General features: G+C 67.4%; 24 protein-coding genes. 16 read left to right on the top strand and 8 right to left on the bottom strand.

The window, feature by feature from the left end; translation table 11 throughout:
• Nucleotides 1-102: 102 nt before the first annotated feature.
• Together DID99_RS06525 and DID99_RS06530 are read right to left on the bottom strand one after the other, a co-directional pair.
• Nucleotides 103-588 carry an SRPBCC family protein gene (locus tag DID99_RS06525; protein ID WP_124666349.1) on the bottom strand — a complete coding sequence of 162 codons (486 nt, stop codon included), beginning with the start codon at nt 586-588 and terminating at the stop codon, nt 103-105.
• Nucleotides 551-928 carry a helix-turn-helix transcriptional regulator gene (locus DID99_RS06530; RefSeq protein ID WP_124666350.1) on the bottom strand — a complete coding sequence of 126 codons (378 nt, stop codon included), beginning with the start codon at nt 926-928 and terminating at the stop codon, nt 551-553. The genes DID99_RS06525 and DID99_RS06530 overlap by 38 nt, the downstream gene beginning before the upstream one ends.
• A 274-nt stretch (nt 929-1202) precedes the next feature.
• Between DID99_RS06530 and DID99_RS06535 the strand changes: the two genes are divergently transcribed.
• Nucleotides 1203-1781, top strand: a complete 579-nt coding sequence (locus DID99_RS06535) for a hypothetical protein (protein ID WP_124666351.1) — start codon at nt 1203-1205, stop codon at nt 1779-1781.
• A gap of 31 nt (nt 1782-1812) precedes the next feature.
• On the opposite strand, the gene DID99_RS06540 is transcribed toward DID99_RS06535, so the two are convergent.
• Nucleotides 1813-2397, bottom strand: coding sequence for a TetR/AcrR family transcriptional regulator (locus DID99_RS06540; protein WP_124486103.1), 585 nt, complete (start codon nt 2395-2397; stop codon nt 1813-1815).
• Between the two features lie 337 nt (nt 2398-2734).
• On the opposite strand from DID99_RS06540, the gene DID99_RS06545 reads away from it, so the two are divergent.
• Nucleotides 2735-3439, top strand: coding sequence for an SDR family oxidoreductase (locus DID99_RS06545; protein ID WP_044848517.1), 705 nt, complete (start codon nt 2735-2737; stop codon nt 3437-3439).
• Between the two features lie 58 nt (nt 3440-3497).
• On the opposite strand, the gene fabV is transcribed toward DID99_RS06545, so the two are convergent.
• On the bottom strand, nt 3498-4700 hold the full coding sequence (fabV, locus tag DID99_RS06550) for an enoyl-ACP reductase FabV (RefSeq protein ID WP_124529225.1): 1203 nt from the start codon (nt 4698-4700) through the stop codon (nt 3498-3500).
• A 206-nt stretch (nt 4701-4906) separates the two neighbouring features.
• On the opposite strand from fabV, the gene DID99_RS06555 reads away from it, so the two are divergent.
• The 4 genes from DID99_RS06555 to DID99_RS06570 all read left to right on the top strand — a co-directional run bounded on the left by DID99_RS06555 (nt 4907) and on the right by DID99_RS06570 (nt 8067).
• A complete protein-coding gene (locus tag DID99_RS06555) occupies nt 4907-5440 on the top strand; it encodes a GbsR/MarR family transcriptional regulator (RefSeq protein WP_006760784.1) in 534 nt (177 codons plus the stop codon).
• Between the two features lie 141 nt (nt 5441-5581).
• Entirely contained in the window at nt 5582-6835 is a 1254-nt protein-coding gene (locus tag DID99_RS06560; protein WP_124666352.1) for an SDR family oxidoreductase, read from the top strand.
• Nucleotides 6832-7302 (top strand): DUF2269 domain-containing protein, encoded by a 471-nt coding sequence (locus tag DID99_RS06565; RefSeq protein ID WP_124666353.1) that lies wholly within the window; start codon nt 6832-6834, stop codon nt 7300-7302. The genes DID99_RS06560 and DID99_RS06565 overlap by 4 nt, the downstream gene beginning before the upstream one ends.
• Before the next feature lie 141 nt (nt 7303-7443).
• The gene (locus DID99_RS06570; RefSeq protein ID WP_124666354.1) at nt 7444-8067 is read left to right on the top strand and encodes a glutathione S-transferase family protein; all 624 of its coding nucleotides are present in this window, start codon (nt 7444-7446) and stop codon (nt 8065-8067) included.
• Nucleotides 8068-8133: 66 nt separating this feature from the next.
• Here the strand turns inward: DID99_RS06570 and DID99_RS06575 are convergent, their stop codons facing one another.
• Complete coding sequence (locus DID99_RS06575) at nt 8134-9537, bottom strand: serine hydrolase (RefSeq protein WP_124666355.1); 1404 nt, start codon at nt 9535-9537, stop codon at nt 8134-8136.
• A gap of 203 nt (nt 9538-9740) precedes the next feature.
• Nucleotides 9741-10928, bottom strand: a complete 1188-nt coding sequence (locus DID99_RS06580; protein WP_185733740.1) for a hypothetical protein — start codon at nt 10926-10928, stop codon at nt 9741-9743.
• 289 nt (nt 10929-11217) lie between these two features.
• Here DID99_RS06580 and DID99_RS06585 point away from each other — a divergent pair, with 289 nt between their 5' ends.
• From DID99_RS06585 to DID99_RS06610, 6 genes are all read left to right on the top strand, one after another.
• Nucleotides 11218-11637, top strand: coding sequence for an HIT family protein (locus tag DID99_RS06585; protein ID WP_044848523.1), 420 nt, complete (start codon nt 11218-11220; stop codon nt 11635-11637).
• 256 nt (nt 11638-11893) lie between these two features.
• On the top strand, nt 11894-12061 hold the full coding sequence (locus tag DID99_RS37150; RefSeq protein WP_185500310.1) for a hypothetical protein: 168 nt from the start codon (nt 11894-11896) through the stop codon (nt 12059-12061).
• A gap of 166 nt (nt 12062-12227) precedes the next feature.
• The gene (locus tag DID99_RS06590; protein ID WP_124486108.1) at nt 12228-12887 is read left to right on the top strand and encodes an isoprenylcysteine carboxylmethyltransferase family protein; all 660 of its coding nucleotides are present in this window, start codon (nt 12228-12230) and stop codon (nt 12885-12887) included.
• 377 nt (nt 12888-13264) lie between these two features.
• The gene (locus DID99_RS06595) at nt 13265-13705 is read left to right on the top strand and encodes a hypothetical protein (RefSeq protein WP_124486109.1); all 441 of its coding nucleotides are present in this window, start codon (nt 13265-13267) and stop codon (nt 13703-13705) included.
• A gap of 699 nt (nt 13706-14404) precedes the next feature.
• Nucleotides 14405-15241 carry a bifunctional allantoicase/(S)-ureidoglycine aminohydrolase gene (locus DID99_RS06605; protein WP_124486110.1) on the top strand — a complete coding sequence of 279 codons (837 nt, stop codon included), beginning with the start codon at nt 14405-14407 and terminating at the stop codon, nt 15239-15241.
• Nucleotides 15242-15359: 118 nt separating this feature from the next.
• Complete coding sequence (locus tag DID99_RS06610) at nt 15360-15824, top strand: hypothetical protein (protein ID WP_124666357.1); 465 nt, start codon at nt 15360-15362, stop codon at nt 15822-15824.
• A gap of 107 nt (nt 15825-15931) precedes the next feature.
• Here the strand turns inward: DID99_RS06610 and DID99_RS06615 are convergent, their stop codons facing one another.
• Nucleotides 15932-16867 (bottom strand): LysR family transcriptional regulator, encoded by a 936-nt coding sequence (locus tag DID99_RS06615; RefSeq protein ID WP_124486112.1) that lies wholly within the window; start codon nt 16865-16867, stop codon nt 15932-15934.
• Between the two features lie 379 nt (nt 16868-17246).
• Between DID99_RS06615 and DID99_RS06620 the strand changes: the two genes are divergently transcribed.
• Genes DID99_RS06620 through DID99_RS06630 form a run of 3 tightly spaced genes read left to right on the top strand, consistent with a single transcriptional unit; the run spans nt 17247 to nt 20065 of the window.
• Nucleotides 17247-18683, top strand: a complete 1437-nt coding sequence (locus tag DID99_RS06620; RefSeq protein ID WP_124666358.1) for an NAD-dependent succinate-semialdehyde dehydrogenase — start codon at nt 17247-17249, stop codon at nt 18681-18683.
• A gap of 12 nt (nt 18684-18695) precedes the next feature.
• Nucleotides 18696-19073 carry a carboxymuconolactone decarboxylase family protein gene (locus DID99_RS06625; protein WP_124486114.1) on the top strand — a complete coding sequence of 126 codons (378 nt, stop codon included), beginning with the start codon at nt 18696-18698 and terminating at the stop codon, nt 19071-19073.
• Entirely contained in the window at nt 19070-20065 is a 996-nt protein-coding gene (locus DID99_RS06630) for an NAD(P)H-quinone oxidoreductase (RefSeq protein WP_124666359.1), read from the top strand. Before DID99_RS06625 ends, DID99_RS06630 begins: the two co-directional genes overlap by 4 nt.
• 174 nt (nt 20066-20239) lie before the next feature.
• Here the strand turns inward: DID99_RS06630 and DID99_RS06635 are convergent, their stop codons facing one another.
• Nucleotides 20240-21034 (bottom strand): aminoglycoside phosphotransferase family protein, encoded by a 795-nt coding sequence (locus DID99_RS06635; protein ID WP_124666360.1) that lies wholly within the window; start codon nt 21032-21034, stop codon nt 20240-20242.
• Between the two features lie 241 nt (nt 21035-21275).
• Between DID99_RS06635 and DID99_RS06640 the strand changes: the two genes are divergently transcribed.
• Nucleotides 21276-23393 carry a penicillin-binding protein 1A gene (locus tag DID99_RS06640; protein WP_124666361.1) on the top strand — a complete coding sequence of 706 codons (2118 nt, stop codon included), beginning with the start codon at nt 21276-21278 and terminating at the stop codon, nt 23391-23393.
• The last annotated feature ends 1 nt before the right edge of the window (nt 23394 follow it).

The raw sequence follows: 23394 nt of genomic DNA on the forward strand, positions 1-23394 counted from the left end.
CGCGCGCGACGGTGCACGCCGGATGCCGGCGTGTCGTCACGCTTCCTTCAGGAATCCTAGGCGCGCGCGCGGCGGCATGCAATGGCCCGCGCACGTGCGGATTCAGCGCAATGCGGACGCGAATTCGTCGAGCTGCGTGATGCAGGTGTTCCAGCCCTCGAAGAAGCCGAGTGCCTCGTGACGCTCGCGCGTCGCGGCGTCGGGATGCATCACGCGTGCCTCGTAGCGGCAACCGGCGGCGTCATCCGCCATCGTGATGATCGCCGTGAAGCCCAGCCACGGCACCTGCGGCCGCCAGCCGCCCGCGAGCATCGACGTGAACGCGATGCGCGCTTCCGGCACGATGTCGAGGAAGCACCCGGGGTTGTCGCTCGTGCCGCCGTCGGGGCCGCGCATGAACGTGTGGAAGGCGCCGCCCGGGCGCAGGTCGAACGCGCGGACTTCGGTGGTCCACGGTTTCGGGCACCACCATTCCTTCAGCAGTTCGGGATCGGTCCACGCGCGCCAGAGCGCCTGGCGCGGCGCATGCAGCGTGCGTGTGATGACGAGGTCATGAGCTTCGGCGGGGTCGACGTGGTGGGTTGACATGCGCGTGCTCCTCCTGGTGGCGGCGTTCGACGAATTCCACCAGGCGATCGGCGCGCGCTTCCCACAGTGCGCGCTGCGCGGCGAGCCACTGCTCGGCTTCGGCCAGCCGGCCGCCGACCAGCTCGCAGGTGCGCGCGCGGCCGGTTTTCCGGGTCGTGACGAGGCCGCTGCGCTCGAGCACCGCGACATGCTTCATCAGCGACGGCAGCGCCATGTCGAACGGCGCGGCCAGTTCCGAAACGGTCCGCACGCCGTTGCCGAGCGCGCTGACGATCGCGCAGCGCGTCGGATCGGCGAGCGCCTGGAATACGTCGGTGATGCCGGGTTCAAAGTTAGCCATGCGGCTAAGTATAGGCAATGCAACGAGAATTTTCGTCGCTTAGGATGATGGGGAGGTAACACCCGCCGACCGGGCCGGGCGTCGTGTTGCCGGGCTTCGCCGACGTTGCGCGGGGTGCGACCGCACGGCGGCATTCCATGATCCGGGTCGCGACCGGCGCGCATGCGCGGCGGCGCAGCGCCGGGCGAACCGGAAAAGCCGGCCGGCGCCGCCGCGGCTCCGATATATTCGTGCTGGAACACCTCACCGCCACGCCAACGGAATTGCCGCCTCGATGAAACGCTCCCGTATCGCCTTCGCCCTCACGGGCCTGCTCGTCGCGGTGCCGATCGCCGCCTACGCGCTCGTCAAGCCGCTGCGCGTCGTCGCGCCCGCGCTGCTGCCCGGCGTGTCATGCCCGAGCGCGGACATCTGCACCGACGATGCCGCGAAGCTCGGCATCGCGCAGCAGCTCTATCGCGACGGCTACGCGCGCGCGGCCGCGGCCGTCGGCCCGTTTCGCGACGCGCCGCGCGTCGTGTTCTGCTCGACGCGCGCGTGCGCCGACCAGTTCGGTCTCGGCGAACGCGCGGCACTGACGCTCGGGGATTTCGGCGTGGTCGTCGCGCCGCGCGGCTGGCAGACCTACTTTCTTGCCCACGAGCTGATCCACCACCGGCAGGCCGAAGTGCTCGGCAACCTCGCGGTCGCCACCAAGCCGCGCTGGCTGATCGAGGGGATGGCGTATGCGTTGAGCGACGATCCGCGTCATCCGCTGAAGGAGCCGTTCGAGTCGTGGCGCACGCAATTCGCAGCGTGGCATGCGGCGCTCGGCCAGCGGCCGTTGTGGGACGCCGCGAGGGCCGTCCAATAGCGATCGCGCGCGACCGGCGCCCGTCGTGCCGCTACGCCGGTACGGCCGGATCGTCGGGCTGCGCGCCGAGCGTGCGCCGACCCGCGTCGAGGATCTCGTCGGCCAGCGCCGGATCGGTGCCGGCGATCGCGCGCGACAGCACGAGCGCACCGACCATCTGGCTGAAGACGGCGATCGCGTCGCGGCGCGTGTCCGCCGCGGCCGGGCCTTCGGCGGCCACCATCCGTTCCAGCCGGTCGAGATACGCGGCGACGCCGTGCGCGTAGCACGCGCGCGCCGCGTCGGTCAGCCGGGGCGCATCGCCCGCGAAACCCGACAGCGGGCAACCGGCTTCGACGTTGTCGCGATGCGCGGCCGACAGGTACGCCGTCGCCTGCTTCGCGACGCTGCCGGCGTTCGGTGAATCCGCGCGGTCCTGGATCGCTTTCTCCATCACCGCGGCGACCAGCGCATCCTTCGATTTGAAGTGGTTGTAGAAGCCGCCTTGCGTGAAGCCGGCTTCCTTCATCAGCTCCGTCAACCCCACCGCGTCGACACCGCGCACCCGGAACAGCCGCTCGGCGGCCGCGACGATCGCGTTGCGGTTTTCGGCGGCCTGTTGTCTCGAGACGCCCATCGATCCCTCCCTCATTCCGGCAATTGCGTCGATTGAAAAACACAATGGTGATCGCCATTGACGTGTCGGAATCGCGCTGACACAATGCACCGCAAAGACAATGGTGATCGACATTGACATCGAGTGTAGCCGACTTCGCGAATGAAGCGAAGCGACCGGCGCGGCACGGATGGATATCGGTCCCGGTGCGGCGTGGCGTGGGCGGCGGACTGCCCGGCTTCCGGCACGGCACCGGCGGAGCAACGGTTCGGTCCGCGATGGCGGCGTGGTTTATCACCGGATCCCGGGCGCGCGGCGAACCGGCGCGAGCGGGATCCTTTCTCCGAAAGGAACGAGCATGAAGATCGAAGGTGCAGTGGTGTTCGTCACGGGCGCGAACCGCGGGCTCGGCCGCGAGTTCGCGAAGCAGGCGCTCGAACGCGGGGCGCGCAAGGTCTATGCGGGCGCGCGCGATCCGGCCAGCGTGACGCTGCCGGGCGTGGTGCCCGTGAGGCTCGACGTGACCGATCCGGCGACGGTCGCCGCGGCCGCCGATATCGCGCGCGACGTCACGCTGCTGATCAACAACGCGGGCATCGCGCGACTCGGCAGCCTGACCGACGACGGCGCGCTCGACGCGTTGCGCGATCACTTCGAAACCAACGTGTTCGGAATGCTGGCGATGTCGCGCGCCTTCGCGGGAACGCTGGCCGGCCACGGCGGCGGCGCGATCCTGAACGTGCTGTCGGTCGCGAGCTGGGTGAACCGGCCGATCCTGTCGGGCTACGGCGTGTCGAAGTCGGCCGCGTGGGCGCTGACCAACGGGCTGCGGCATTCGCTGCGCGAACAGCATACGCAGGTCGTCGGGCTGCATGCGGGGTTCATCGATACCGACCTGACGGCCGGCCTCGACGTGCCGAAGGCCACGCCGGCCGACGTCGTGCGCCAGGCCTACGAGGCAATCGAAGCAGGGGAGGAGGAAGTGTCGACCGACGAGTTCACGCGGCAGGTGAAGGCCACGCTGTCGTCGGGCGTCTATCTGGAGGAGCCGGCGCCGCGTTGACGCGGCCGGCAACGCGACCCCGCCGCCCGCTCGATGAGCGCGGCGGCGGGGCGTTTCGTCAGACCGTCGTGTCGATGATGCCCGGGATCTTCACGTCCGGGTTCACGTCCGCGTCGTAGTCGACGCCGGCGATCTCAAAGCCGAACAGGCGCAGGAATTCCGTCTTGTAGCCCGCGAAGTCGGTCATTTCGTACAGGTTCTCGTTGGTGACCTTGTCCCACATCGCGACGACCTTGTCCTGCACTTGCGGGTCGAGCTCCTTGTAGTCCGCGCGCAGGCGGCCTTCCTCGTCGATGTGCGGCGTCGCGCCGTACAGGCTGTCCTTCAGGAGCCCGTACACCTGCTCGATGCAGCCTTCGTGCGTGCCCTTTTCCTTCATCACCTTGAACAGCAGCGACAGGTAGAGCGGCATCATCGGGATCGCCGAGCTCGCCTGCGTGACGACGGCCTTCAGCACCGACACGCGCGCGTCGCCGCCATGCGCGGCCAGCTTGTCGCGGATCGACAGCACCTTCTTGTCGAGATCCTTCTTCGCTTCGCCGATCGAGCCGTTCCAGTAGATGTCGTGCGTGATCTGCTCGCCGAGATACGTGAACGCGGTCGTCTTCGCGCCGTCGGCCAGCACGCCGGCTTCATCGAGCGCGTCAATCCACATCTGCCAGTCCTCGCCGCCCATCACGGCGACGGTGCCGTCGATCTCTTCCTGCGTCGCCGGCTCGAGCGACACTTCGCGGATCACTTCCTTGTCGGTGTCGAGGCCGCGGAACGTGACCGACTTGCCGACCGGCTTCAGCGTCGAGCTGATCGTTTCGCCCGTCTTCGGGTGCGTGCGGCGCGGTGCCGCGAGGCTGTAGACGACCAGGTCGACCTTGCCGAGATCCTGCTTGATGGTGTCGATCGTGATCTGCTTGACCTTGTCGGAGAAGGCGTCGCCGTTGATGCTGCGCGCATAGAGCCCCTTTTCGGCGGCGAATTTCTCGAACGCGGCGCTGTTGTACCAGCCGGCGGTGCCCGGCTTCGTCTCGCTGCCGGCGCGCTCGAAGAACACGCCCAGCGTGTCCGCGCCCGAGCCGAATGCGGCCGAGATCCGGGCGGCGAGGCCGTAGCCCGTCGACGCGCCGATCACGAGCACCTTCTTCGGACCGTTGGCGATCGGGCCGTGCGAAGTCACGTAGTCGATCTGTTCCTTGACGTTGGCTTCGCAGCCGACCGGATGAGTCGTCACGCAGATGAAGCCACGCACGCGCGGTTTGATGATCATGGGAGAACCTCTAGTCAGAAAGGCGCGGACGGCCTGAAATCGGAAAAATCCCGCGCATTGTAATGGAAGCGGGCGCAACGGCGGGAAAGGTGAGCCGTGGCCGCGGTCGCAGTCGCCCGCGGGCGGGACGGTCGAGGCAGCCATTCGCGTCGCCGCCCGCTATTTCTCTCTTGACAGAAATAACTGAAAAAACTAAATTCCCCGACATGGAACTCACACCGATTGCCGAACGATTCATCCTCCACTGGGGCGAAATGGGCTCGCGCTGGGGCGTCAACCGCACCGTCTCGCAGATTCACGCGCTGCTGTACCTGGCCGGCCGGCCGGTTGCGGCCGACGAGATCGCCGAGACGCTCAACGTCGCGCGTTCCAACGTCAGCACGAGCCTGAAGGAACTGCAGGCATGGCGGCTCGCGAAGGTCGTGCACGTGCTGGGCGACCGGCGCGACCACTTCGAGACGTCGACCGACATCTGGGAACTGTTCAAGCTGATCGTCGAAGGGCGGCGGCAGCGCGAGATCGAACCGACGCTCACGGTGCTGCGCGATTGCCTGACGAGCCCGGAGATCGCCGACGAGAGCCGCGAAACCGAACAGCGCATCCGCGACACGCTGCAGTTCGTCGAGACGCTCACGACCTGGTCGGACGAGATGCTGCGGCTCAAGCCCGACACGCTGATGAAGGCGCTCGGCATCGGCGCGAAGATCAGCCAGACGGTCAGGCGCAAGTCGTCGAAGTAAGCGGTACCGGACGTGCGGGCACGCAGCCCGCTTTTTTTGAAATTGAAATTTCTGTATTTACAGAAATAACTGTAGGTAAAGGACGAAAATGGACAGGGTATCGCGATCGACCCGCCGGCATGCCGCACCGCGGAGTGCGACATGAACATCCTCGTCTGTGGCGCGAACGGCTTCATCGGGCGGGCGCTGGGCGCGCGGCTCGAAGCCGGCGGCCATCGCGTGCTGCGCGGCGTGCGGCATGCGGTCGGTCCGCACGACGTCGCGATCGACTTCACGAAGGACGTCGATCCCGATGCGTGGCTCGCCCGGCTCGACGGCGTCGACGTGGTGATCAATGCGGTCGGGATCCTTGCGGACCGGCGTGACGCGACGTTCGACGCCGTGCATCGCGCGGCGCCCTGCGCGCTCTTCACCGCGTGCTGTCGTGCCCGCGTGCGACGCGTGATCCAGATCTCGGCGCTGGGCGTCGAGCGCGGCGACACGCCGTATTTCGCCAGCAAATACGCAGCCGACACCTTCCTGCGGACGCTGCCGCTCGATTACCGGATCGTGCGCCCGGCGCTCGTCTACGGCGCTTCCGGCACGTCGGCACGGTTCTTCCGGATGCTCGCGAGCCTGCCCGTGCACGTATTGCCGGCGGGCGGCCATCAGCGGCTGCGCCCCGTGCACATCGACGATCTCGCCGAACTCGTCGCGCGGCTCGTCGATGCGCCGGCGGCCGGCAACCCGGTCATCGACGCGGTCGGCGGCGACGAAGTCGAGTATCGCGAGATGCTGAGCGTCTATCGCGCCGCGCTGGGCTTCCCGCCGGCGGCGCGCATCGCGCTGCCGGGCCCGCTGGTCGGGGCGGCGGCCGCGCTGCTCGGCGCGCTGCCGGGCGCGATGCTGACCCGCGACACGTGGACGATGCTGCGCGGCGGCAACACCGGCGACCCCGCGGCGCTCGCGGCCGTGCTCGGCCGGCCGCCGCGCGGGCTGCGGCATTTCATCGGCGCGGACGCGGCCGCGCTGCGCCGCGACGCGCTCGCGATGTGGCGGCGGCCGCTGCTGCTGGGCGCGCTCGCGATCGTCTGGATCTGGACGGCCATCGTCAGCGCGTTCATCCATCCGCGGCACGACAGCCTCGCGATGCTCGCCCGCGCGCACCTGACTGGCTTGCCCGCGCTGATCGCGCTCTACGCGGCCTGCGCGCTTGACTTCGCGTTCGGCGTGGCGACCGTCGTCGCGCCGTCCCGCCGGCTGTGGGCCGCGCAGGGCGCGCTGATCGTCGCGTATTCGGCCGTCATCGCGGTCACGATGCCCGGCCTGCTCGCCGAGCCGTTCGGCCCCGTGCTCAAGAACGTGCCGATTCTGGCGATCCTGTTGATCCTCTTTTCAGAAGAAGAACACGCATGAACACCTATCTCGTGATCAAGACGCTGCATATCCTGTCCTCGGTGCTGATGGTCGGCACGGGTTTCGGCACCGCGTTCTATCTATTCTTCGCGAACCGCACGCGCTCGGTGCCGGCGATCGCCGCCGTGTCGCGCCTCGTCGTGCGCGCGGACTGGTGGTTCACGACGCCGGCCGTGCTGTTCCAGCCCGCATCCGGGCTGTGGCTCGCGCATACGGCCGGCTGGCCGTGGACGACGCCGTGGCTGGTCGCGTCGATCGTGCTGTATGCGGTCGCGGGCGCGTGCTGGCTGCCGGTCGTATGGCTGCAGATCGAACTGGCCGCGATGGCGAAGCTCGCGCATGCGAACGGCGATGCCGCGCTGCCGGAACGGTACTGGCGCTATGCGAAGCGCTGGGAGCTGCTCGGCTATCCGGCGTTCTTCGCGATGCTGAGCGTTTATTTCCTGATGGTGCTCAAGCCGATGTGAGCGAGGCAGCGCGGCCTGCAACGGCGATTTCGCCTGACGCGCTGTCGATTCTCGCGGGCTCGTGTATAACTTCGACGGGAGCGCGTCCGGGCCGTGTCGCGCCTCCCGAACGCTTCGCATTCGACCTCACAAGGAGCCTGCATGCTGCACATCCTCGGCAAGATCCCGTCCATCAACGTCCGCAAGGTGCTGTGGCTGTGCACCGAACTGAACCTGCCGTTCGAACAGGAAGACTGGGGCGCGGGCTTTCGCACGACCAACGACCCGGCCTACCTCGCGCTGAATCCGAACGGCCTCGTGCCGGTCATCAAGGACGACGACTTCGTATTGTGGGAGTCGAACACGATCATCCGCTATCTCGCGAACCGCTATGGCGGCGACGCGCTCTATCCGGCCGAGCCGCAGGCGCGCGCGCGGGTCGATCAGTGGATCGACTGGCAGGGCACGGACCTGAACCGCTCGTGGGTCGGCGCGTTCCTCGGCCTCGTGCGCAAGTCGCCGGATCACCAGGACCCGGCGGCGATCGCGCAGTCGATCGCGGGCTGGACGAAGCACATGCAGATACTGAACGCGCAGCTCGAAGCGACCGGCGCGTTCGTGGCCGGCGACCACTTCACGCTCGCGGACATTCCGATCGGCCTGTCGGTGAACCGCTGGTTCGGCACGCCGTTCGAGCATCCGGATTTCCCGGCAGTGAAGCGCTACATCGAGCGCCTGGCGACGCGCGAAGGTTTCCAGCAGTACGCGGGCAGCGCGAACCCGTAACGCATCGCATGTCGCGCGCGGCGCGGCGGCGTGATTTGCCGCCGCAGCGCCGCCGCGCCGCGGCCGTCACGAGCCCGATGCCGGTACGGCCTCGAGCACGCGCGCGAGAAACGCCTCGTGATTCCATGCGGATTCCGGCCGCGACAGCCCGAGCCGCACGACCACCAGCTCGCGACTCGGCACCACGCTCACGAACTGGCCTTCATGGCCGACCGCATGAAACGCGTCGACGGGCAGCGGGCTCGCGTGCGCATCGCGATCGTTGAACGGCTCCGGCACCTTCACCCACAGATGCGCGCCGAATTCCTGGCGCGTCGACAGCGGCGTCGCGCGCGTCAGGTAGCGCACCCAGCCTTGCGGCAGCAGCCGCTGCCCGTCCCACACCCCGTCCTGCCGCAGAAGCTCCCCGAAGCGCGCCCAGTCGCGCGCGCTTGCATACATGAACGACGCGCTGCCGAGCGTGCCGGCCGCATCGGGCTCGAACACCGCGCTGCGCATGCCGAGCGGCGCGAACAGCGCGCGGCGCGGAAACGCGAGGTAGTCGCCTTCGGTGCCGCCCATCGCCTCGCGCATCACGCGCGCGACGATCGCGCTCGTGCCGCTCGAGTAGTACCACTGCGTGCCGGGCTGCGCGGCGAGCGGCATGGCCGACGCGAAACGCGCGGTGTCCGGCTGCGTGAACAGCATCACGGCGACGTCGGACAGCGGGTCGTCGTAGTCCTCGTTGAATTGCAGGCCGCTCGTCATCCGCAGCAGCTCGTCGAGCGTGATCGCCGCGCGCGGATCGCCGCTGTCGCGCCATTCGGGCAGCAGCGCCGACGCGTCCGGCGACAGCTTGTGCTGCGCGACGAGCATGCCGGCCAGCGCGGCCGTCACGGTCTTCGTCATCGACCAGCCGGGCAGCGGCGTGTCGGCCGCGAAGCCGGGCGCATAGCGTTCGGCGATCACCTGGCCGCGCCACATCACGACGACCGCGCGGGTGCGCCGCGGCCGCGCCGGATCGGGTTCGTCGAACGCGCGGTCGAGCGCGGCCTGCAGCTTGCGTGCGTCGATGCCGGCGGGCGGTGCGGCCGGCGCCGCTTCGTGCGCGGGCGGCGGATCGGGGACGGGCGGCAGCGCGGCCGGCAGCCCGCCGGGCGACGGTCCGAGCGCGAGCGTGCAGCCGAGCCCGGGCCGGAAGTCCGCCTCGCGTTGCGCGAATCCGGCGAAGGTCGCGACGGCGCGATGATGCTCGGGATCGATCGACGGACGCACCAGCTTCAGCAGCGGATGCACGCCGGCCATGATGTCGACGTCGATCACCGACGCGGCCGGACGGCCCGACACGAACACGCCCGAACACAGCGCCTTCGCGGCATAGCCCGTCGCGATCGGCGCGAGCCGCGACAGCATGTAGCCGGTGTAGCCGAGCGCGGCGGCGAGCGCGACGGCGGCACCGCGCAGGATCAGCGATTTGAGGGGGATCGTCATGCGCGAGCGTCCTCGGTGGCGTGTCGGCCGGCAACGATGGCAACGATCCGGCAGTGTCGCAGGTTCGCGCGAGCGGTGGCAATCGTTGGGGCGGGTGACGCCGGGCGGCGTCGGTCAGGCGGCATGGTGCCCGGCGTCTGCGAATCGCATGTGTCGATCGCGCAGGTTCGAACGGGCCGCACGCGGCCCGTTCGCGTGATGCGTCATTGTGCGTTGCCGTTGTCCGAACGCAGTGTCCAGACCGTCGCGGTATTCGTGTTGTCGTCGACGGCCGCGAATTCCGGCTGGCCTTTGCTGCCGCGCCCGAACGCGAGCCCGAATGCCGCGCCCGGCACGGTATCGACCTGCATCTGCGCGACGAAGCGCCCGTCCACCGTGAATTCGACGATCTCGCTCGGTTGCAGCGGGTCGGGGTTGACCGCGTCGCCGTTCGCGGTCACGAGATGGCCGTTCGGCGCGAGCGCCAGCGCGAGCGGGCCGTGCAGGTGCGCCGCATCGAAGTAGATCATCCGTCCGACGCCGCCGTTGCGATTCGTCGTCGCGGCATTCTGGATCGCGAACACCGCGTTGTCGCCGGTCGAGGCGACATACAGGACGTCGATGTCGGGATCGTACGCGAGGCCGGTCGGGCCGACGACGAGCGCAGCGGGATCGGTCCGGTTCACGTAGCCCGATGCGATGATCTGCGAGCCCGGCAGCATCCTGACGCCGTCGCTGCCGATCATCAGCTCGATCCGTGCGACCGTCCCGTTCAGCACGTTCGACACGAACGCGGTCACGCGCTGGCCGCGGTCGATCACGGTCATGTCCCACGGTCCGTCGAGCAGTGTGGTGCTCGACAGTTGCGTGACGAGATTGCCTTGCGGACCGATGACGAGCAGCGAGCCCGGGGGGACCACGGTCTTGCCGTCCGGTGCCGGCACGTTGCCGACCAGCACGAAGCCGCTGCGCAGCACCGCGAGCGCGGTCGTCAGGCCGACATTGCTGCCCTGGAAGAACGTTGCCGGCGTCTTGCCGGGCGACAGCTTGACGACCGTCGTGCCGGTGCCTTGCGTGTTCGATGCCGCGTTGAAGTTGGATACGACGACGTCGCCCGGTTTCAGCGTGCTCCAGCTCGGCACGCCGCGCGGCACGAACGCGATGCCGTACGGATTGACGTCGCCGTTGGCGGGCACGGTCGACGCCGTGACCGACGAGACCGGCAGGATCGAATTGCCGCCGCCGGCCCACGCGAAAGCCGACGACAACGCGATCAGTCCCGCGCCGCAAGCCGCGCGGCATAGCGTGCGCGCCATCGTGCGGCAGGCGTGGGCGAGGATCGGCGGGTGATCGGCAAACGCGGCGTCAAACACGGGCGGGGCGGGCGAACGACAGGAGGGGAGAGGGTCCATGGCATGACTCCGGTTGATGATCGCGAGCAGTCATCCCGGCTGCCGGCCTGCGCAGCGCGCGGATGTCCGGCGCGGATCCGCAGTCTTGCCGTGCGAGTCCGCACTCGAAATAAACGGATCGCGACGGCCGGATATTCCATCCGGCGACGGGCATTGCACGCGAGTCGGCGCGCATTGTTCGCCGCCATGGCGACACGGCCTGACAAGTTGAAATCCGGACCGCCGTCGGCCGATAATCGTCCGGCATCGTTCCCAGTCAAACCGCAATCGCAAACATCGGAAAACGCCCATGTCCTACGACAACAACAACCCGTTCGCCCGGATCCTGCGCGGCGAACTGCCGTGCGTGAAGGTCGCCGAAGACGACGCGACCCTCGCGATCATGGATCTCATGCCGCAGGCCGACGGTCACGTGCTCGTGATCCCGAAGGAGCCGGCCGCGCAGATTTTCGAGCTGTCCGGCGACGCGGCCGCGGCCGGCATCCGCATGACGCAGCGCGTCGCGGCGGCCGTGCGCGCGGCGCTGGGGCCGGACGGCGTGTTCATCGGCCAGTTCAACGGCGCGGCGGCGGGCCAGACGGTCCCGCACGTGCATTTCCACGTGATTCCGCGCTGGGAAGGCGTCGAGCTGCGGATGCACGCGCGCGACATCGCCGATTCGGCGACGCTCGAATCGGTCGCCGAGCGGATCCGCGCGCGTTTCGTGTAACGCGCAGACGGCGCGTGGTTCGGGCGGCGCCAGCGGGCGCGTGCCGCGACGCCGTGCGCGCCTGTTTCAGCGGTCACACCACGTAACACGTGTAACCGCTCGCGAAACGTGTCCCGGTGGCCCCGGCGCTAGACTCCGCGCATTGCCGCATCGAGCGACGGGAAGGGCCGGTTGTCTCTTCCGTGCCGGCCGTCGCAGGCTGCGACGGCGTGGCTTTCGCGAGATGCAACGTGCCCTCTTCGCCGGGAATCGAGTCATGTACAAAATCCTCATCACCTTTGCGCTGATCGGCGGCCTGTCCGGCTGCTATGTCGCGCCGCCTTACGGCTACTACGCGCCCGCGCCGGCCTACTACGGCTATGCGCCCGCCTATTACGCACCGCCCGTCAGCGTCGGCATCGGCGGCAACTTCCGCATTCGCTGACCGGGCGGCGGGCGCGGGCGCCGCCCGCACGTCGAGCGGCCCCGTCGTTCGACGCTTGGCCGCCGCTTCCCGCACGGACGACTCGCGCGCCGCATGACGGCGCGCGTGCGCATGGCCCGCCCGGGTTCCTATACTTCACAGGAAAGCCCAGTCCGGCGAGGCAGCCATGGCCGTTACGCGCAAGGTCGCAATCGTGGCGAGCGTCTCCACGCTCGTCTATCTCGGGCTCGCCGTGCTCGGCATCGGCGGGTTCGCCGCCTTCTTCTCGCATCCGCAACTGACCGTCATTGCCGTCGCGACGCTCGCGCTGGCCGTCGCCGCGTTGTTCACCGAAGGCAACCTGAGCGCCGGCGAACGCGAGAACCGCGACAACCGCTGGGTGCTCGCGGCGTTCGCGGCCAGCGGGTTCCTGCTCGCTTACCTGCCCGCGCTGACCGACCGGCTCGACGTATGGACCTTCGGCGGCGACACGGTGCGCTGGATCGGCGTCGTGCTGTACGTCGCGGGCGGCGTGCTGCGCATCTGGCCCGTGTTCGTGCTCGGCAAGCGCTTCAGCGGGCTCGTCGCGATCCAGCCGGGCCACACGCTGGTGACGGACGGTATCTATCGGAGAATTCGCAACCCGAGCTATCTCGGCCTGCTCGTCAATGCGGCCGGCTGGGCGTGCGCGTTCCGCTCGGGCATCGGGCTGCTGCTCGTCGCGTTGACGATGATCCCGCTGGTCGCCCGCATCCGTTCCGAGGAAGCGTTGCTGCGCGCGCAATTCGGCGCCGAATACGACGCGTACTGCGCGCACACGTGGCGGCTGCTGCCGGGCGTGTACTGACCCTCGTTCGTCCTGGATGGCCCGGTCAATCCCGGCCGCCTCGTGGCGAATCCGCGATGTGTTGCCACGTGTGTCCGAACCCGCGCGACGGGCGCTTCCGGCACCGCCTTCGAGTGCGGCCGGCCCACGGCCGGAGCCCGTGCCGGCGGGCTTTGCAGGCGGTTTTCGGCAACCTTTTCCGGTCCTGTTGCGGTAAACAACTTGTTACCAGAATGTCGACGGCAAGGGGACACGACCGGTGCTATTCTTCGCCGCAAGCTCATTGAAATGAATTGGTCCGGGATTCGGCACAATGCCGGCATCGACGTCGATCGATTCAGATCGTCGTAACGAGCAGACCTTTGATAACCAGATTGCGAACAAGGAAGAATACGGGAATGTGGAAGAAAATCGCCCCCACTCTCGTCGTCGCCGTGCTGACCGGCGCGACCGCACTGCCGGCAATGGCCGGTGACATGAACAACGCGCTTGGCGGCGCGCTCGGCGGGGTTGCCGGCGCGGCGGTCGGCGGCGCGGTCGGCGGCAGCACGGGCTCCGTGATCGGCGGCGCGATCGGCGGCGGCGCGGGTGGTGCCGTGACGTCGAACCGTCGCGAACGCACCGGCGCGATCATCGGCGGCGCACTCGGCGGCGGCGCGGGTACCGCGGCCGGCAACGCGATGGGCGGCCGCACGGGCGGCCTGCTGGGCGCAGCCGTCGGCGGCGGCGCCGGCGCGGCGCTCGGCGGCAACCTGTCGCGCAACTCGTACGACCGCGGCGACTATGGCGATCGCGGCCATCGTCACCGCAAGCATCGCCATCACCGCGACTGGGACTGATCCCCGCGGGCGCGGCACGGTGCGCGCTTTGCGCACCGGCGCGCCCGACGCGTCGGCACCCGATCCGACAGCCGGCCCGGCAGCTTCAGCCGGGCCGCCGTCGCCGGCAAGACCGGCACCTTCTCCCCTTCGGCAGTTCATGCCCAGCCTCGTTCGACGGCTTGGCGCCTTCTCTCCCGCCTGACTTTTCCCGCTTGTAGACGGCATCTCCCGTTGCATCGACATGCAGCCGGGCAGGTTCGGCCGACCCCGTTTCGATATTGCTGATCGACGCGTTGGCGTCCGGTCATCAGGATTTCCCTCATGCGCCGACGCATCCGCGGCACGCGTTCGCCGGCCGTCGCGCACTGCGGCGGGTAGTGGGAAATCGAATGGATGGCATCGCAACATTTAATTGGTCGATCAGGATCGACTTCGCTATCGTCAACGCTGCCCGCGTACGGACTCGAACCGTGCCGTCCCCCGTGCCCCGCCGCATCACCCCGAGTGTCCGCGGCCCGGCCGCCGGACCCGCAAGCATGGGGCGCCCCGCCCGCTGAACCGGGCGGACCCGTCGCGAAGCCTGGCCGACCGAACGAAGGCGCCCGCGCTTTCAAGCCACCCCGGCAACGATGTCCCGCCGCCGCATGCGTGCCCCACGCGCGTGCCGCGCCTGCCGTTGCGACCCGGGGCCGGACCAACCCATTGCCTGGATGCTTTATGTCTAAGACAACGTATTACGCGCCGCATGGCGGCCACCCGCCGCAGACCGATCTGCTGACCGATCGCGCGATGTTCACCGAGGCGTACGCGGTCATTCCGAAGGGAGTGATGCGCGACATCGTCACGAGCTGGCTGCCGTTCTGGACCAGCACGCGCCTGTGGGTGATCGCGCGTCCGCTGTCGGGTTTCGCCGAAACCTTCTCGCAGTACATCGTCGAAGTGAACCCGGGCGGCGGCAGCGACAAGCCCGAGCAGGACAAGAACGCCGAAGCCGTGCTGTTCGTCGTCGAGGGCGAGGCCGAGCTGACGCTGCAGGGCAAGCAGCACACGCTGAAGCCGGGCGGCTACGCGTTCATTCCGCCGGGCGCCGACTGGACGCTGCACAACGTCAGCGATGCCGCCGTGCGTTTCCACTGGATCCGCAAGCACTACCAGGTCGTCGACGGCATTCCGCTGCCGGAAGCGTTCGTGACCAACGAGCAGGACGTCGAGCCGATCCCGATGCCGGGCACCAACGGCGCATGGGTGACGACGCGCTTCGTCGACATGAGCGACATGCGTCACGACATGCACGTGAACATCGTGACCTTCGAGCCGGGCGGCGTGATTCCGTTCGCCGAGACGCACGTGATGGAGCACGGCCTGTACGTGCTCGAAGGCAAGGCCGTCTATCGCCTGAACCAGGACTGGGTCGAGGTGGAAGCGGGCGACTTCATGTGGCTGCGCGCGTTCTGTCCGCAGGCTTGCTATTCGGGTGGCCCCGGCCGCTTCCGTTACCTGTTGTATAAAGACGTGAACCGTCACATGAACCTGACGCTGAATCCGGCGCGTTAAGCGTCGCGCGCGTCGGACTCGAAAACCCGCCGGTGCATGCCGGCGGGTTTTTTTTATTTGGTTCGTTGACCCGACCTGAAACAGATTGACACTTTTTGCGAACGCGAAGAAGCGCCGGATGGAGCAAGGAATCGAGCGGAAGCAGAACCGGTCGCTAAACCGAAATCAGGCCCGCTACCGCGTGGCCTCTATTACGTTGTCGACAGACAGACTGGCGGTCGCTTGGGACGGCTCCATGATTTTGCGCGCACGGCGCAACGGTTCCGATTCCGGGCACCGCCATCAAGGCATATGGAATCGTCGAGGTCAGGTAATGAAAGCGGTCCGCTACAGCATCAATGTTCTTGCAACGGGAGCTCTCGGCGTGCTGCTCGCGCGCTGGTTCGTCCGACTTCCAATCGAGACGTCGATTCCGTCAACCATCGAATCGGTGATGGCGCTTTTCGGCGTCGACACGATCGCACATGCCGATGATGTTGAAGGAGTCGGGCTCCTTCTCGTTCTCGGTGTTTGCCTTGGTATCGCCGGTCTGATCGTATGGGGCGTGAATCGGTTGATTCAGCGGTCGACGCTCCACGGTTGACCGACCACCTTCGCACGAAGCACCCCGCATGCGATCCGGATCGCGGATACGACTCTCGGCGCCGGGAAATCGGACACCTTCCCCGACGATGCCGACTGTAAAGTCGGTCATACGACCGTGATGGCGAGTTCCTCCGCATACGCATTCAACCGGTCACCTACCCGCACCTTCAGCGTATCGATGAACCGTTTGATCTTCGCGTCGACGAACTGGCGGGACGAATACACCGCGTACACGTTGCGCTGAGCGGTGTGGAATTCAGGCAGGACGCGAACGAGCGACCCTTTACGCAAATCGTCGATTGCCGAGAAAGCGGCGATCAGCCCGATTCCCGCGCCCTCCTGCAGCACCGTGGACATCGCGTCCATGTCGTTGACACTGAAGTGCGATCCCGTTGGACGATACACCGCCTCGCCGGCCCTGCCTTGCAGATGCCACTCGTCCGGTGCGTAATCGACCGTGCTCAGGAGCACACATGTGTGATCGACAAGATCTTCCACACACTCGGGAGCCGGATGCCGTGCCAGATAATCGGGCGACGCCGCCAGAATGCAATGGCTGGCGCCGATCTTCTGGCTCACATACGCCGAGTCCGGCAGTGTGCGCGCAATCACGATCGCAACGTCGAGCTGCTCTTCGAGCAGATTCGGCATCCGCTGCGACAGCATAAGATCGACCGATACTTCCGGGTATGCGCTTCGATAGGCAAGCACGGCTTGCGAAACAAGCTGACGGCCTAATCCCGGAACCGTGTGCACGCGTAATACACCACGCGGCTCCAGCAGCGCGTCGCGGGCTTCTGCTTCTGCCCGCTCGATGTCCGACAGGATCGCAACGCTGCGCTCGTAGAAACGTCGCCCCGCATCGGTGACTACGAGCCGTCGCGTCGAGCGCTGCAGCAACCGCGTGTTGAGATTGTCCTCAAGTACCGAGACCGCTCGGGAAATGTTGCCGACAGTCGTATCGAGGTGGTTTGCAACAGCCGTGAAACTGCCCATCTCGACCACTTTCGCAAACACCGACATGGTGTGAACCTTGTCCATTACGCATCCCTGGCTTTGAATTTTTCGTCGAATCGCTGCGTTTCGGCCCGCGCGAGCCTGTGATCATAGGGCCCGCGCCTGTTTCGTGCAGTCAGCGTGCGACCGCGTGTCGTTTTTGTGCATCCTTTCAATATGCCTTCATGTTGATCGGGGATTTTCTCTCCGGAGACAAGATTCATTCTTTCCGGCCCCCCTAAGTTGCCGTCCGCTTCACGTCTAGACTTGGTCCCGAAGTCAGGCAGTCGGAACACGGACGTTTCATACCCGAGCCCAGCCCGACACGGCGAATCATCCCGGCACGGCGTGGCGGCACGGTCCCCCAATCCGGCTCGCGGCGAACACATATTGAATCGCAATCCTAACCATGAAGGTTAATGCCATGGACATCACTTACGACGCACTTCATCTTTTCATCAACGGCGAATGGATCGGCGCGAGCGAACGCGAAACGGCGCCGGTGATCAACCCCGCCACGCAAATCGAGATCGGCCGCGTCCCGCTGGCGACGGCAGCCGACCTGGATCGCGCCCTGCAGGTCACTGCACAGGCGTTCGACGTCTGGCGCAACACCGTGCCAGCCGAACGCGCGCGCATTCTGAAGCGCGCGGCGGAACTGATGCGCGAGCGCGCCGAGCACATCGCCACCGTCATGACGCTCGAGGAAGGCAAACCGCTGGCGGAAAGCCGTGACGAAGTCCTGCGTGCCGCGGACTACTTCGAATGGTTCGCCGAAGAGGCGCGCCGCATCGACGGCCGTGTGGTGCCGTCCAACCGCCCGGGTGTGCAACAGCTCGTGAAGAAACAGGCGATCGGGCCCGTCGCCGCATTCACGCCGTGGAATTTTCCCGCGATCACCCCGGCGCGCAAGCTCTCCGCCGCACTCGCCGCCGGATGCAGCGTCATCATCAAACCCGGCGAGGAAAGCCCCGCAACGGCGCTCGCGCTGGCACGCGCACTGGACGACGCCGGTTTGCCGAAGGGCGTGCTTCAGGTCGTATTCGGCGTGCCCGACCAGGTGTCGAAGCAGCTGATCGCTTCCCCGGTCATCCGGAAGGTGACGTTCACGGGCTCGGTGCCGATCGGCCGTCTGCTGTCGGCGCGCGCAGCCGAAGGCGTCAAACCCATCACGCTGGAGCTGGGCGGCCACGGGCCCGTCCTCGTATTCAACGATGCGGATGTCGAAAAGGCCGCGGTCGAAGGCGCGGCGAATCGCTTTCGCGGTACGGGCCAGATCTGCATCTCATCGACGCGCTTCCTGATCCAACGCGACGTCTACGACGAGTTTGTCGGGCACTTCGTGCGCGCAGCCAACGCGCTCAAGGTCGGCAACGGCATGGATGCGGGCACGCAGGTCGGGCCGCTGGCAAATCCGCGCCAGCTTGCCAAGATGGAGGAACTCATCGCCGATGCGGTGGAGCGTGGCGCAAGGGTCCTCGCCGGCGGAAAGCGCATCGCGGGAGAAGGGTATTTCTTCGAGCCCACGGTCCTCGCCGACGTACCGAAGGACGCGCGTGTGATGCACGAAGAACCGTTCGGCCCGATCGCGGTGCTGATGCGCTTCGATGCCTTTGCCGACGGGCTCGCCGAAGCGAACCGGTTGCCATACGGGCTCTCCGCCTACGCATTCACGCGCAGTGCGCGCACGGCCATTGATGTAGCAGACGGTCTCGAAGCCGGCATGATCGGCATCAACCAGTACCGCATCGTTTCGACCGAACTGCCGTTTGGCGGCATGAAGGAAAGCGGCCACGGCTCGGAAGGCGGCACCGAGGGCATCGAGTACTACCTCACGCGCAAGTTCATCAGCCAGGCCTGAAGGGGGATCGCCATGTCTCATACGCATTTCGACAGTCCGCGCGAGGCCGCGCGTGCCTTCACGCCGAAGCTCTCGGCATTCGTCGACGACACGCTCTATCCGCGGATCTGGAGCGATCCGGCGCTCTCGCCGCGGGACCGCAGCCTCGTGACCGTCGCCGCGCTGATCGCGGGGGGCCATCTCGACGAGTTGCCGGCGCACCTGCGCCGCGCGTTGGCAAACGGCGTAACCCGCGAAGAACTCGCCGCGACGATCACTCACCTCGCGTTCTATGCGGGGTTTCCTGCGGCAATCTCGGCATCGGCCGCGGCGCAGGCAACGCTCGGCGCGCAACCCCGGTCCGACGATTTCGCCGGCCATTCATCCACGACGCAGGACGGTTTGAAATGAAAGCCATCACATTCAACGAATTCGGCGAGGCCGAGGTTCTCCAGCTCGCCGACGTTCAGGCTCCCGAGGTTCGCCCCGACGATCTGCTGGTACGCGTCCATGCCGCAGGCGTGAATCGCGCGGATCTTACGCATCGGCGAGGAGGATACGGCCGTCCGAACTTCGGCGACTCGACGATCATGGGGCTCGAAATCGCCGGCGAGGTGATCGAGACTGGACCTTCCGTGCAGGGTTACAAGGTCGGTGATCGTGTAATGGGCGTCGTGGGCGGCGGGGCCTATGCAGAACTGGCGCGCATTGACTGGAGAATGGCGATGCCCATTCCGGCAACGATCGACTACGTGCACGCGGCTGCGATACCGGAAGTCTTCGTCACGGCGCACGAAGCGTTGTTGCATCTTGGCCGCTTGCAGCGTGGCGAATCGGTGCTTATTCACGCAGCGGCGGGCGGGGTGGGTTCCGCGGCGGTCCAACTGGCCTACGCAACCGGCGCGACGATATTCGCGACCGCCGAAGCCTCGAAGCTGGAACGGATCGTTCAACTGGGTGTGGACCATGCGATCGACTACAAGACGCAGGACTTTTCGGAAGTCGTCGCAAGCAGGACAGACAAACGCGGCGTCGACGTGGTTATCGACTTCGTGGGCGCGCCGTATTTTTCCCGGAATGTCGCGTCATTGGCAAACGGCGGCCGGCTGGTGCAGGTCGGCATACTCGGCGGCGGCGGTGACGTGAGCGTGAGTCTCGAACAGATCCTGTACCGTCATCTGCAAATCATCGGCACGGTGATGAAGTCGCGCGACCAGCGCGAGAAGCACGCGATGGTTCGGCGGTTTCGCGAACATTGGCTGGACCGCTTTGCGGGAGGAGCGGGCCTGGAGCCGGTCGTCGACAGCGTGTTTCCTCTCGCCAATGCCGCGGCTGCCCATCGACGGATGGAGTCGGCCGTGAACGTGGGAAAGATCATTCTGACGATGACCGAAAACATCTGAAGTGACGCTTGTTCACGTCGCATGCCTGTGCACGAAGCGGTTTGGCGGTTAAGCGGAGCGAAGCGGTCACTCGGCCAACTTGCGTGAGCGACCGCTTCTGGCCGGATACGGTGGTCTTCGCCGCTTTCCCTCGGAAATCCGCTATGGACCATATTTTCATGGTCGTGCACATTGCTACGGACCGAGCGCGATTGCCGCGAGTTGCGCGACCTCCAGCCGCGTATCGGGCGGCAGGCCGTCTTCCATCAACCACAGGGCCGACAGCCCCGACCACGCGAGAATCCATTGCAGCAACCACCGCCGGTCGAGCTGTGCGGCATCCGCAACGAGCACGACGCGACGCTCGAAGCGCGCGGGATCCACAGCGATGTCGTGCGCGGGATTGCAGAACAGGTTCGCGTAGTCGAACGTGCGGTCGCCACGCAGCCCCTTCGGGTCGATCGCCAGCCAGCCGCGATCGCCGAAATACAGCAGGTTGCCGTGATGGATGTCGCCGTGCAGCACGACGTCATCGACGGGCGGCACGGCCAGCAGCCGGTGCGCCGTCTCGGCAGAACGCCGCAGCACGTCGTCGTCCGTGTCGTGCGACAGCAGCGCGTGGAACCAGTCGGGCAGCGGCACGGCCGCGGGCGGTGCCGGTGCGCGATGCGCATGCAGCCGCGCGACCACGCGACATGCGATCCGGATCGCGTCGTCATCGTGTCCGGCGGCGGACAAGCCGGCGAGCGTCGGCGCCGGCTGCGCGCGTTCGAGCAGTACCGCGTCGCTGTCGTGCAGCCACACGCGCGCGGCGCCATCCCCGTTCCACCAGGTCATCAGCGCATTGCCGCGACGCTCTTCGTCGCAGGTCGCGACTTTCAGCATTGCCGGCCGTGTGCGCCAGACGACCGGCAACAGGCCGCCGCTCGCGGTCAGGATCGGGCCGCCGTCGGGAACGAGGCCCCACAGGTCGAGGTATCGATCGAACATCCGACGATGGTACAAGCGAACCGGCTCGCGCGCCCGGTGCGCTCGGCCGTGACGACATGCCATAGGCCTGCGTGCACCGCGCGAGCGGCCCCCGCCGCGCTTTCCTAAATAAAATTTAGCCAGCCAAACTTTGGCTGAAGAATGTTCCGGTTTCGCGCCATCCCTTCGACAATGCGCGCCTTTCGCGACGATCGGCGCCGCTCGCGCGCCGGCCGTCGCGGCACTGAAGAAGGAGCCCGACATGACCGCCCCCACCGCCAACCCATCGCCGCCCCCCGCGCCACCGTCCGCACCGTCACGCCGCCGCCGCGCATGGCGCATGCTCGCGGGCGCGCTGCTCGGCCTGACGCTCGCGTGCGCGGGCATCGGTGCATGGACGATTCACCGCATCTGGACGCAACTGCCATCCGTCGAACATCTGGCCGCCTACCGTCCCGCGCTGCCGCTGCGGATTTTCTCGCGCGACGGCGACCTGTTGGCCGAGTACGGCGTCGAGCGCCGCGAGTTCGTGCCGCTCGAACGCATTCCGCCGCTGATGCGCCACGCGCTGCTCGCGGCCGAGGACGCGAAGTTCTACCAGCACGGCGCGATCGACGTCGGCGGCCTCGCGCGCGCGACCTTCGCGAACGTCGTGACCGGGCAACCGGGGCAGGGCGGCAGCACGATCACGATGCAGGTCGCGCGCAATTTCTACCTGACGCGCGACAAGGTGCTGAGCCGCAAGCTCGCCGAGATCCTGATGGCCATCAAGCTGGAGCGCGAATACGGCAAGGACAAGCTGCTCGAGCTGTACATGAACCAGATCTATCTCGGCGAGCGCGCGTACGGTTTCGCGGCGGCCGCGAACGTGTATTTCGGCAAGCCGCTCGACGCGCTGAGCGCGGGCGAGGCGGCCGTGCTCGCCGGATTGCCGAAGGCGCCGTCCGCGTTCAACCCGGTCGTCAATCCGGCGCGCGCGACCGCACGGCGCAACTACGTGCTCGGCCGCATGCATGCGCTCGGCGAACTCGACGAGGCGACCTATCGCGAGGCGGTCGACCTGCCGATCGCGCTGGCGACCACGCCGCCGCCCGGCATCGTCGCGGCGCCGTACGTCGCGGAGCGAGCGCGCCGGCTGATGGTCGAGCGCTTTCACGACGACGCCTATACGCTCGGCCTCGACGTGACGACGACGATCTCGATGCGCGACCAGCGCGCGGCCGAGGCCGCGCTCGGGCGCACACTGCGCCGCCAGCCCGGCAAGCGCGATGCGCGCAACGGGCTCGAAGGCGCGCTCGTGTCGCTGGATGCGGCGACGGGCGACATGCTCGCGCTCGTCGGCGGCGCGGATTTCGGCCGCAACGTGTTCGACCATGCATTGCAGGCGTATCGCCAGCCGGGGTCGAGTTTCAAGCCGTTCGTCTATTCGGCGGCGCTGGAGAAGGGCTACTTCCCGGGCGTGCTGGTCGACGATACGCAGCGCACGCTCACGCATGCGGAAACCGGCGCGAGGCCGTGGCGCCCGCGCAATTTCGGCAACCGCTACGAGGGCTTCATCCCGGTGCGGCGCGGGCTCGTGCGCTCGAAGAACCTCGTCGCGGTCAACCTGATGCAGGCGGCCGACGCGCGCTACGTGCAGCAGCACGCGGTGGGCTTCGGTTTCGACGCGCAGCGCAATCCGGCGTCGCTGCCGCTCGCGCTCGGCGCGGGCGCCGTGACGCCGCTCGAACTCGCGAGCGCGTACGGCGTGTTCGCGAACGGCGGGATACGGATGGTGCCGCGGCTGATCCTGTCGGTGAAGCAGCGTCATGGCAGCGCGATGTACGAGGCGACGACGCCTGAAGGCACGCGCGTCGTGTCGGTGCGCAATGCGTTCGTGATGGACAGCATGCTGCGCGACGTCGTGCGGGCCGGCACCGCGCGCGGCGCGCTCGCGCTGCGCCGCGACGACACGGCCGGCAAGACGGGCACGTCAAACGGCTCGAAGGACGCGTGGTTCGCCGGCTATTCGTCGGGCATCGTCGCGGTCGCGTGGCTCGGCTACGACACGCCGCGCACGATGGGGCGCGCGACCGGCGCGACGCTCGCGCTGCCGGTCTGGCTCGACTACATGAAGACGGCCGTCGACGGACGTACGCCGGTCGATGCGACGCCGCCGCAGGACGTCGCGCTCGTCGACGGCGATTTCGTGTACGCCGAATACATGCGCGGCACCTGCACCGCCGACATGCCGCCGTTCATCCGCAGCCGTTTTGCCTGTGGCGGTGCGCCGGCGTCCGATGCGCCGGACGGGCGCGGCATGTCCGGCGAGCCGATGCCGGCCGCCGTCGACGCGGCCGAACGCGAACGCGTGCTCGACCTGTTCCGTACCGAAGACTGAG

The organism is Burkholderia sp. Bp8986 (assembly GCF_003854225.1).
GTDB lineage: Bacteria > Pseudomonadota > Gammaproteobacteria > Burkholderiales > Burkholderiaceae > Burkholderia.

Bases quoted from the DNA above. Each gene is read 5' to 3' on its own strand.
- DID99_RS06525 (WP_124666349.1), bottom strand. From the start codon at position 588: ATGTCAACCCACCACGTCGACCCCGCCGAAGCTCATGACCTCGTCATC.
- DID99_RS06530 (WP_124666350.1), bottom strand. From the start codon at position 928: ATGGCTAACTTTGAACCCGGCATCACCGACGTATTCCAGGCGCTCGCC.
- DID99_RS06535 (WP_124666351.1), top strand. From the start codon at position 1,203: ATGAAACGCTCCCGTATCGCCTTCGCCCTCACGGGCCTGCTCGTCGCG.
- DID99_RS06540 (WP_124486103.1), bottom strand. From the start codon at position 2,397: ATGGGCGTCTCGAGACAACAGGCCGCCGAAAACCGCAACGCGATCGTC.
- DID99_RS06545 (WP_044848517.1), top strand. From the start codon at position 2,735: ATGAAGATCGAAGGTGCAGTGGTGTTCGTCACGGGCGCGAACCGCGGG.
- fabV (WP_124529225.1), bottom strand. From the start codon at position 4,700: ATGATCATCAAACCGCGCGTGCGTGGCTTCATCTGCGTGACGACTCAT.
- DID99_RS06555 (WP_006760784.1), top strand. From the start codon at position 4,907: ATGGAACTCACACCGATTGCCGAACGATTCATCCTCCACTGGGGCGAA.
- DID99_RS06560 (WP_124666352.1), top strand. From the start codon at position 5,582: ATGAACATCCTCGTCTGTGGCGCGAACGGCTTCATCGGGCGGGCGCTG.
- DID99_RS06565 (WP_124666353.1), top strand. From the start codon at position 6,832: ATGAACACCTATCTCGTGATCAAGACGCTGCATATCCTGTCCTCGGTG.
- DID99_RS06570 (WP_124666354.1), top strand. From the start codon at position 7,444: ATGCTGCACATCCTCGGCAAGATCCCGTCCATCAACGTCCGCAAGGTG.
- DID99_RS06575 (WP_124666355.1), bottom strand. From the start codon at position 9,537: ATGACGATCCCCCTCAAATCGCTGATCCTGCGCGGTGCCGCCGTCGCG.
- DID99_RS06580 (WP_185733740.1), bottom strand. From the start codon at position 10,928: ATGGACCCTCTCCCCTCCTGTCGTTCGCCCGCCCCGCCCGTGTTTGAC.
- DID99_RS06585 (WP_044848523.1), top strand. From the start codon at position 11,218: ATGTCCTACGACAACAACAACCCGTTCGCCCGGATCCTGCGCGGCGAA.
- DID99_RS37150 (WP_185500310.1), top strand. From the start codon at position 11,894: ATGTACAAAATCCTCATCACCTTTGCGCTGATCGGCGGCCTGTCCGGC.
- DID99_RS06590 (WP_124486108.1), top strand. From the start codon at position 12,228: ATGGCCGTTACGCGCAAGGTCGCAATCGTGGCGAGCGTCTCCACGCTC.
- DID99_RS06595 (WP_124486109.1), top strand. From the start codon at position 13,265: ATGTGGAAGAAAATCGCCCCCACTCTCGTCGTCGCCGTGCTGACCGGC.
- DID99_RS06605 (WP_124486110.1), top strand. From the start codon at position 14,405: ATGTCTAAGACAACGTATTACGCGCCGCATGGCGGCCACCCGCCGCAG.
- DID99_RS06610 (WP_124666357.1), top strand. From the start codon at position 15,360: ATGGAGCAAGGAATCGAGCGGAAGCAGAACCGGTCGCTAAACCGAAAT.
- DID99_RS06615 (WP_124486112.1), bottom strand. From the start codon at position 16,867: ATGGACAAGGTTCACACCATGTCGGTGTTTGCGAAAGTGGTCGAGATG.
- DID99_RS06620 (WP_124666358.1), top strand. From the start codon at position 17,247: ATGGACATCACTTACGACGCACTTCATCTTTTCATCAACGGCGAATGG.
- DID99_RS06625 (WP_124486114.1), top strand. From the start codon at position 18,696: ATGTCTCATACGCATTTCGACAGTCCGCGCGAGGCCGCGCGTGCCTTC.
- DID99_RS06630 (WP_124666359.1), top strand. From the start codon at position 19,070: ATGAAAGCCATCACATTCAACGAATTCGGCGAGGCCGAGGTTCTCCAG.
- DID99_RS06635 (WP_124666360.1), bottom strand. From the start codon at position 21,034: ATGTTCGATCGATACCTCGACCTGTGGGGCCTCGTTCCCGACGGCGGC.
- DID99_RS06640 (WP_124666361.1), top strand. From the start codon at position 21,276: ATGACCGCCCCCACCGCCAACCCATCGCCGCCCCCCGCGCCACCGTCC.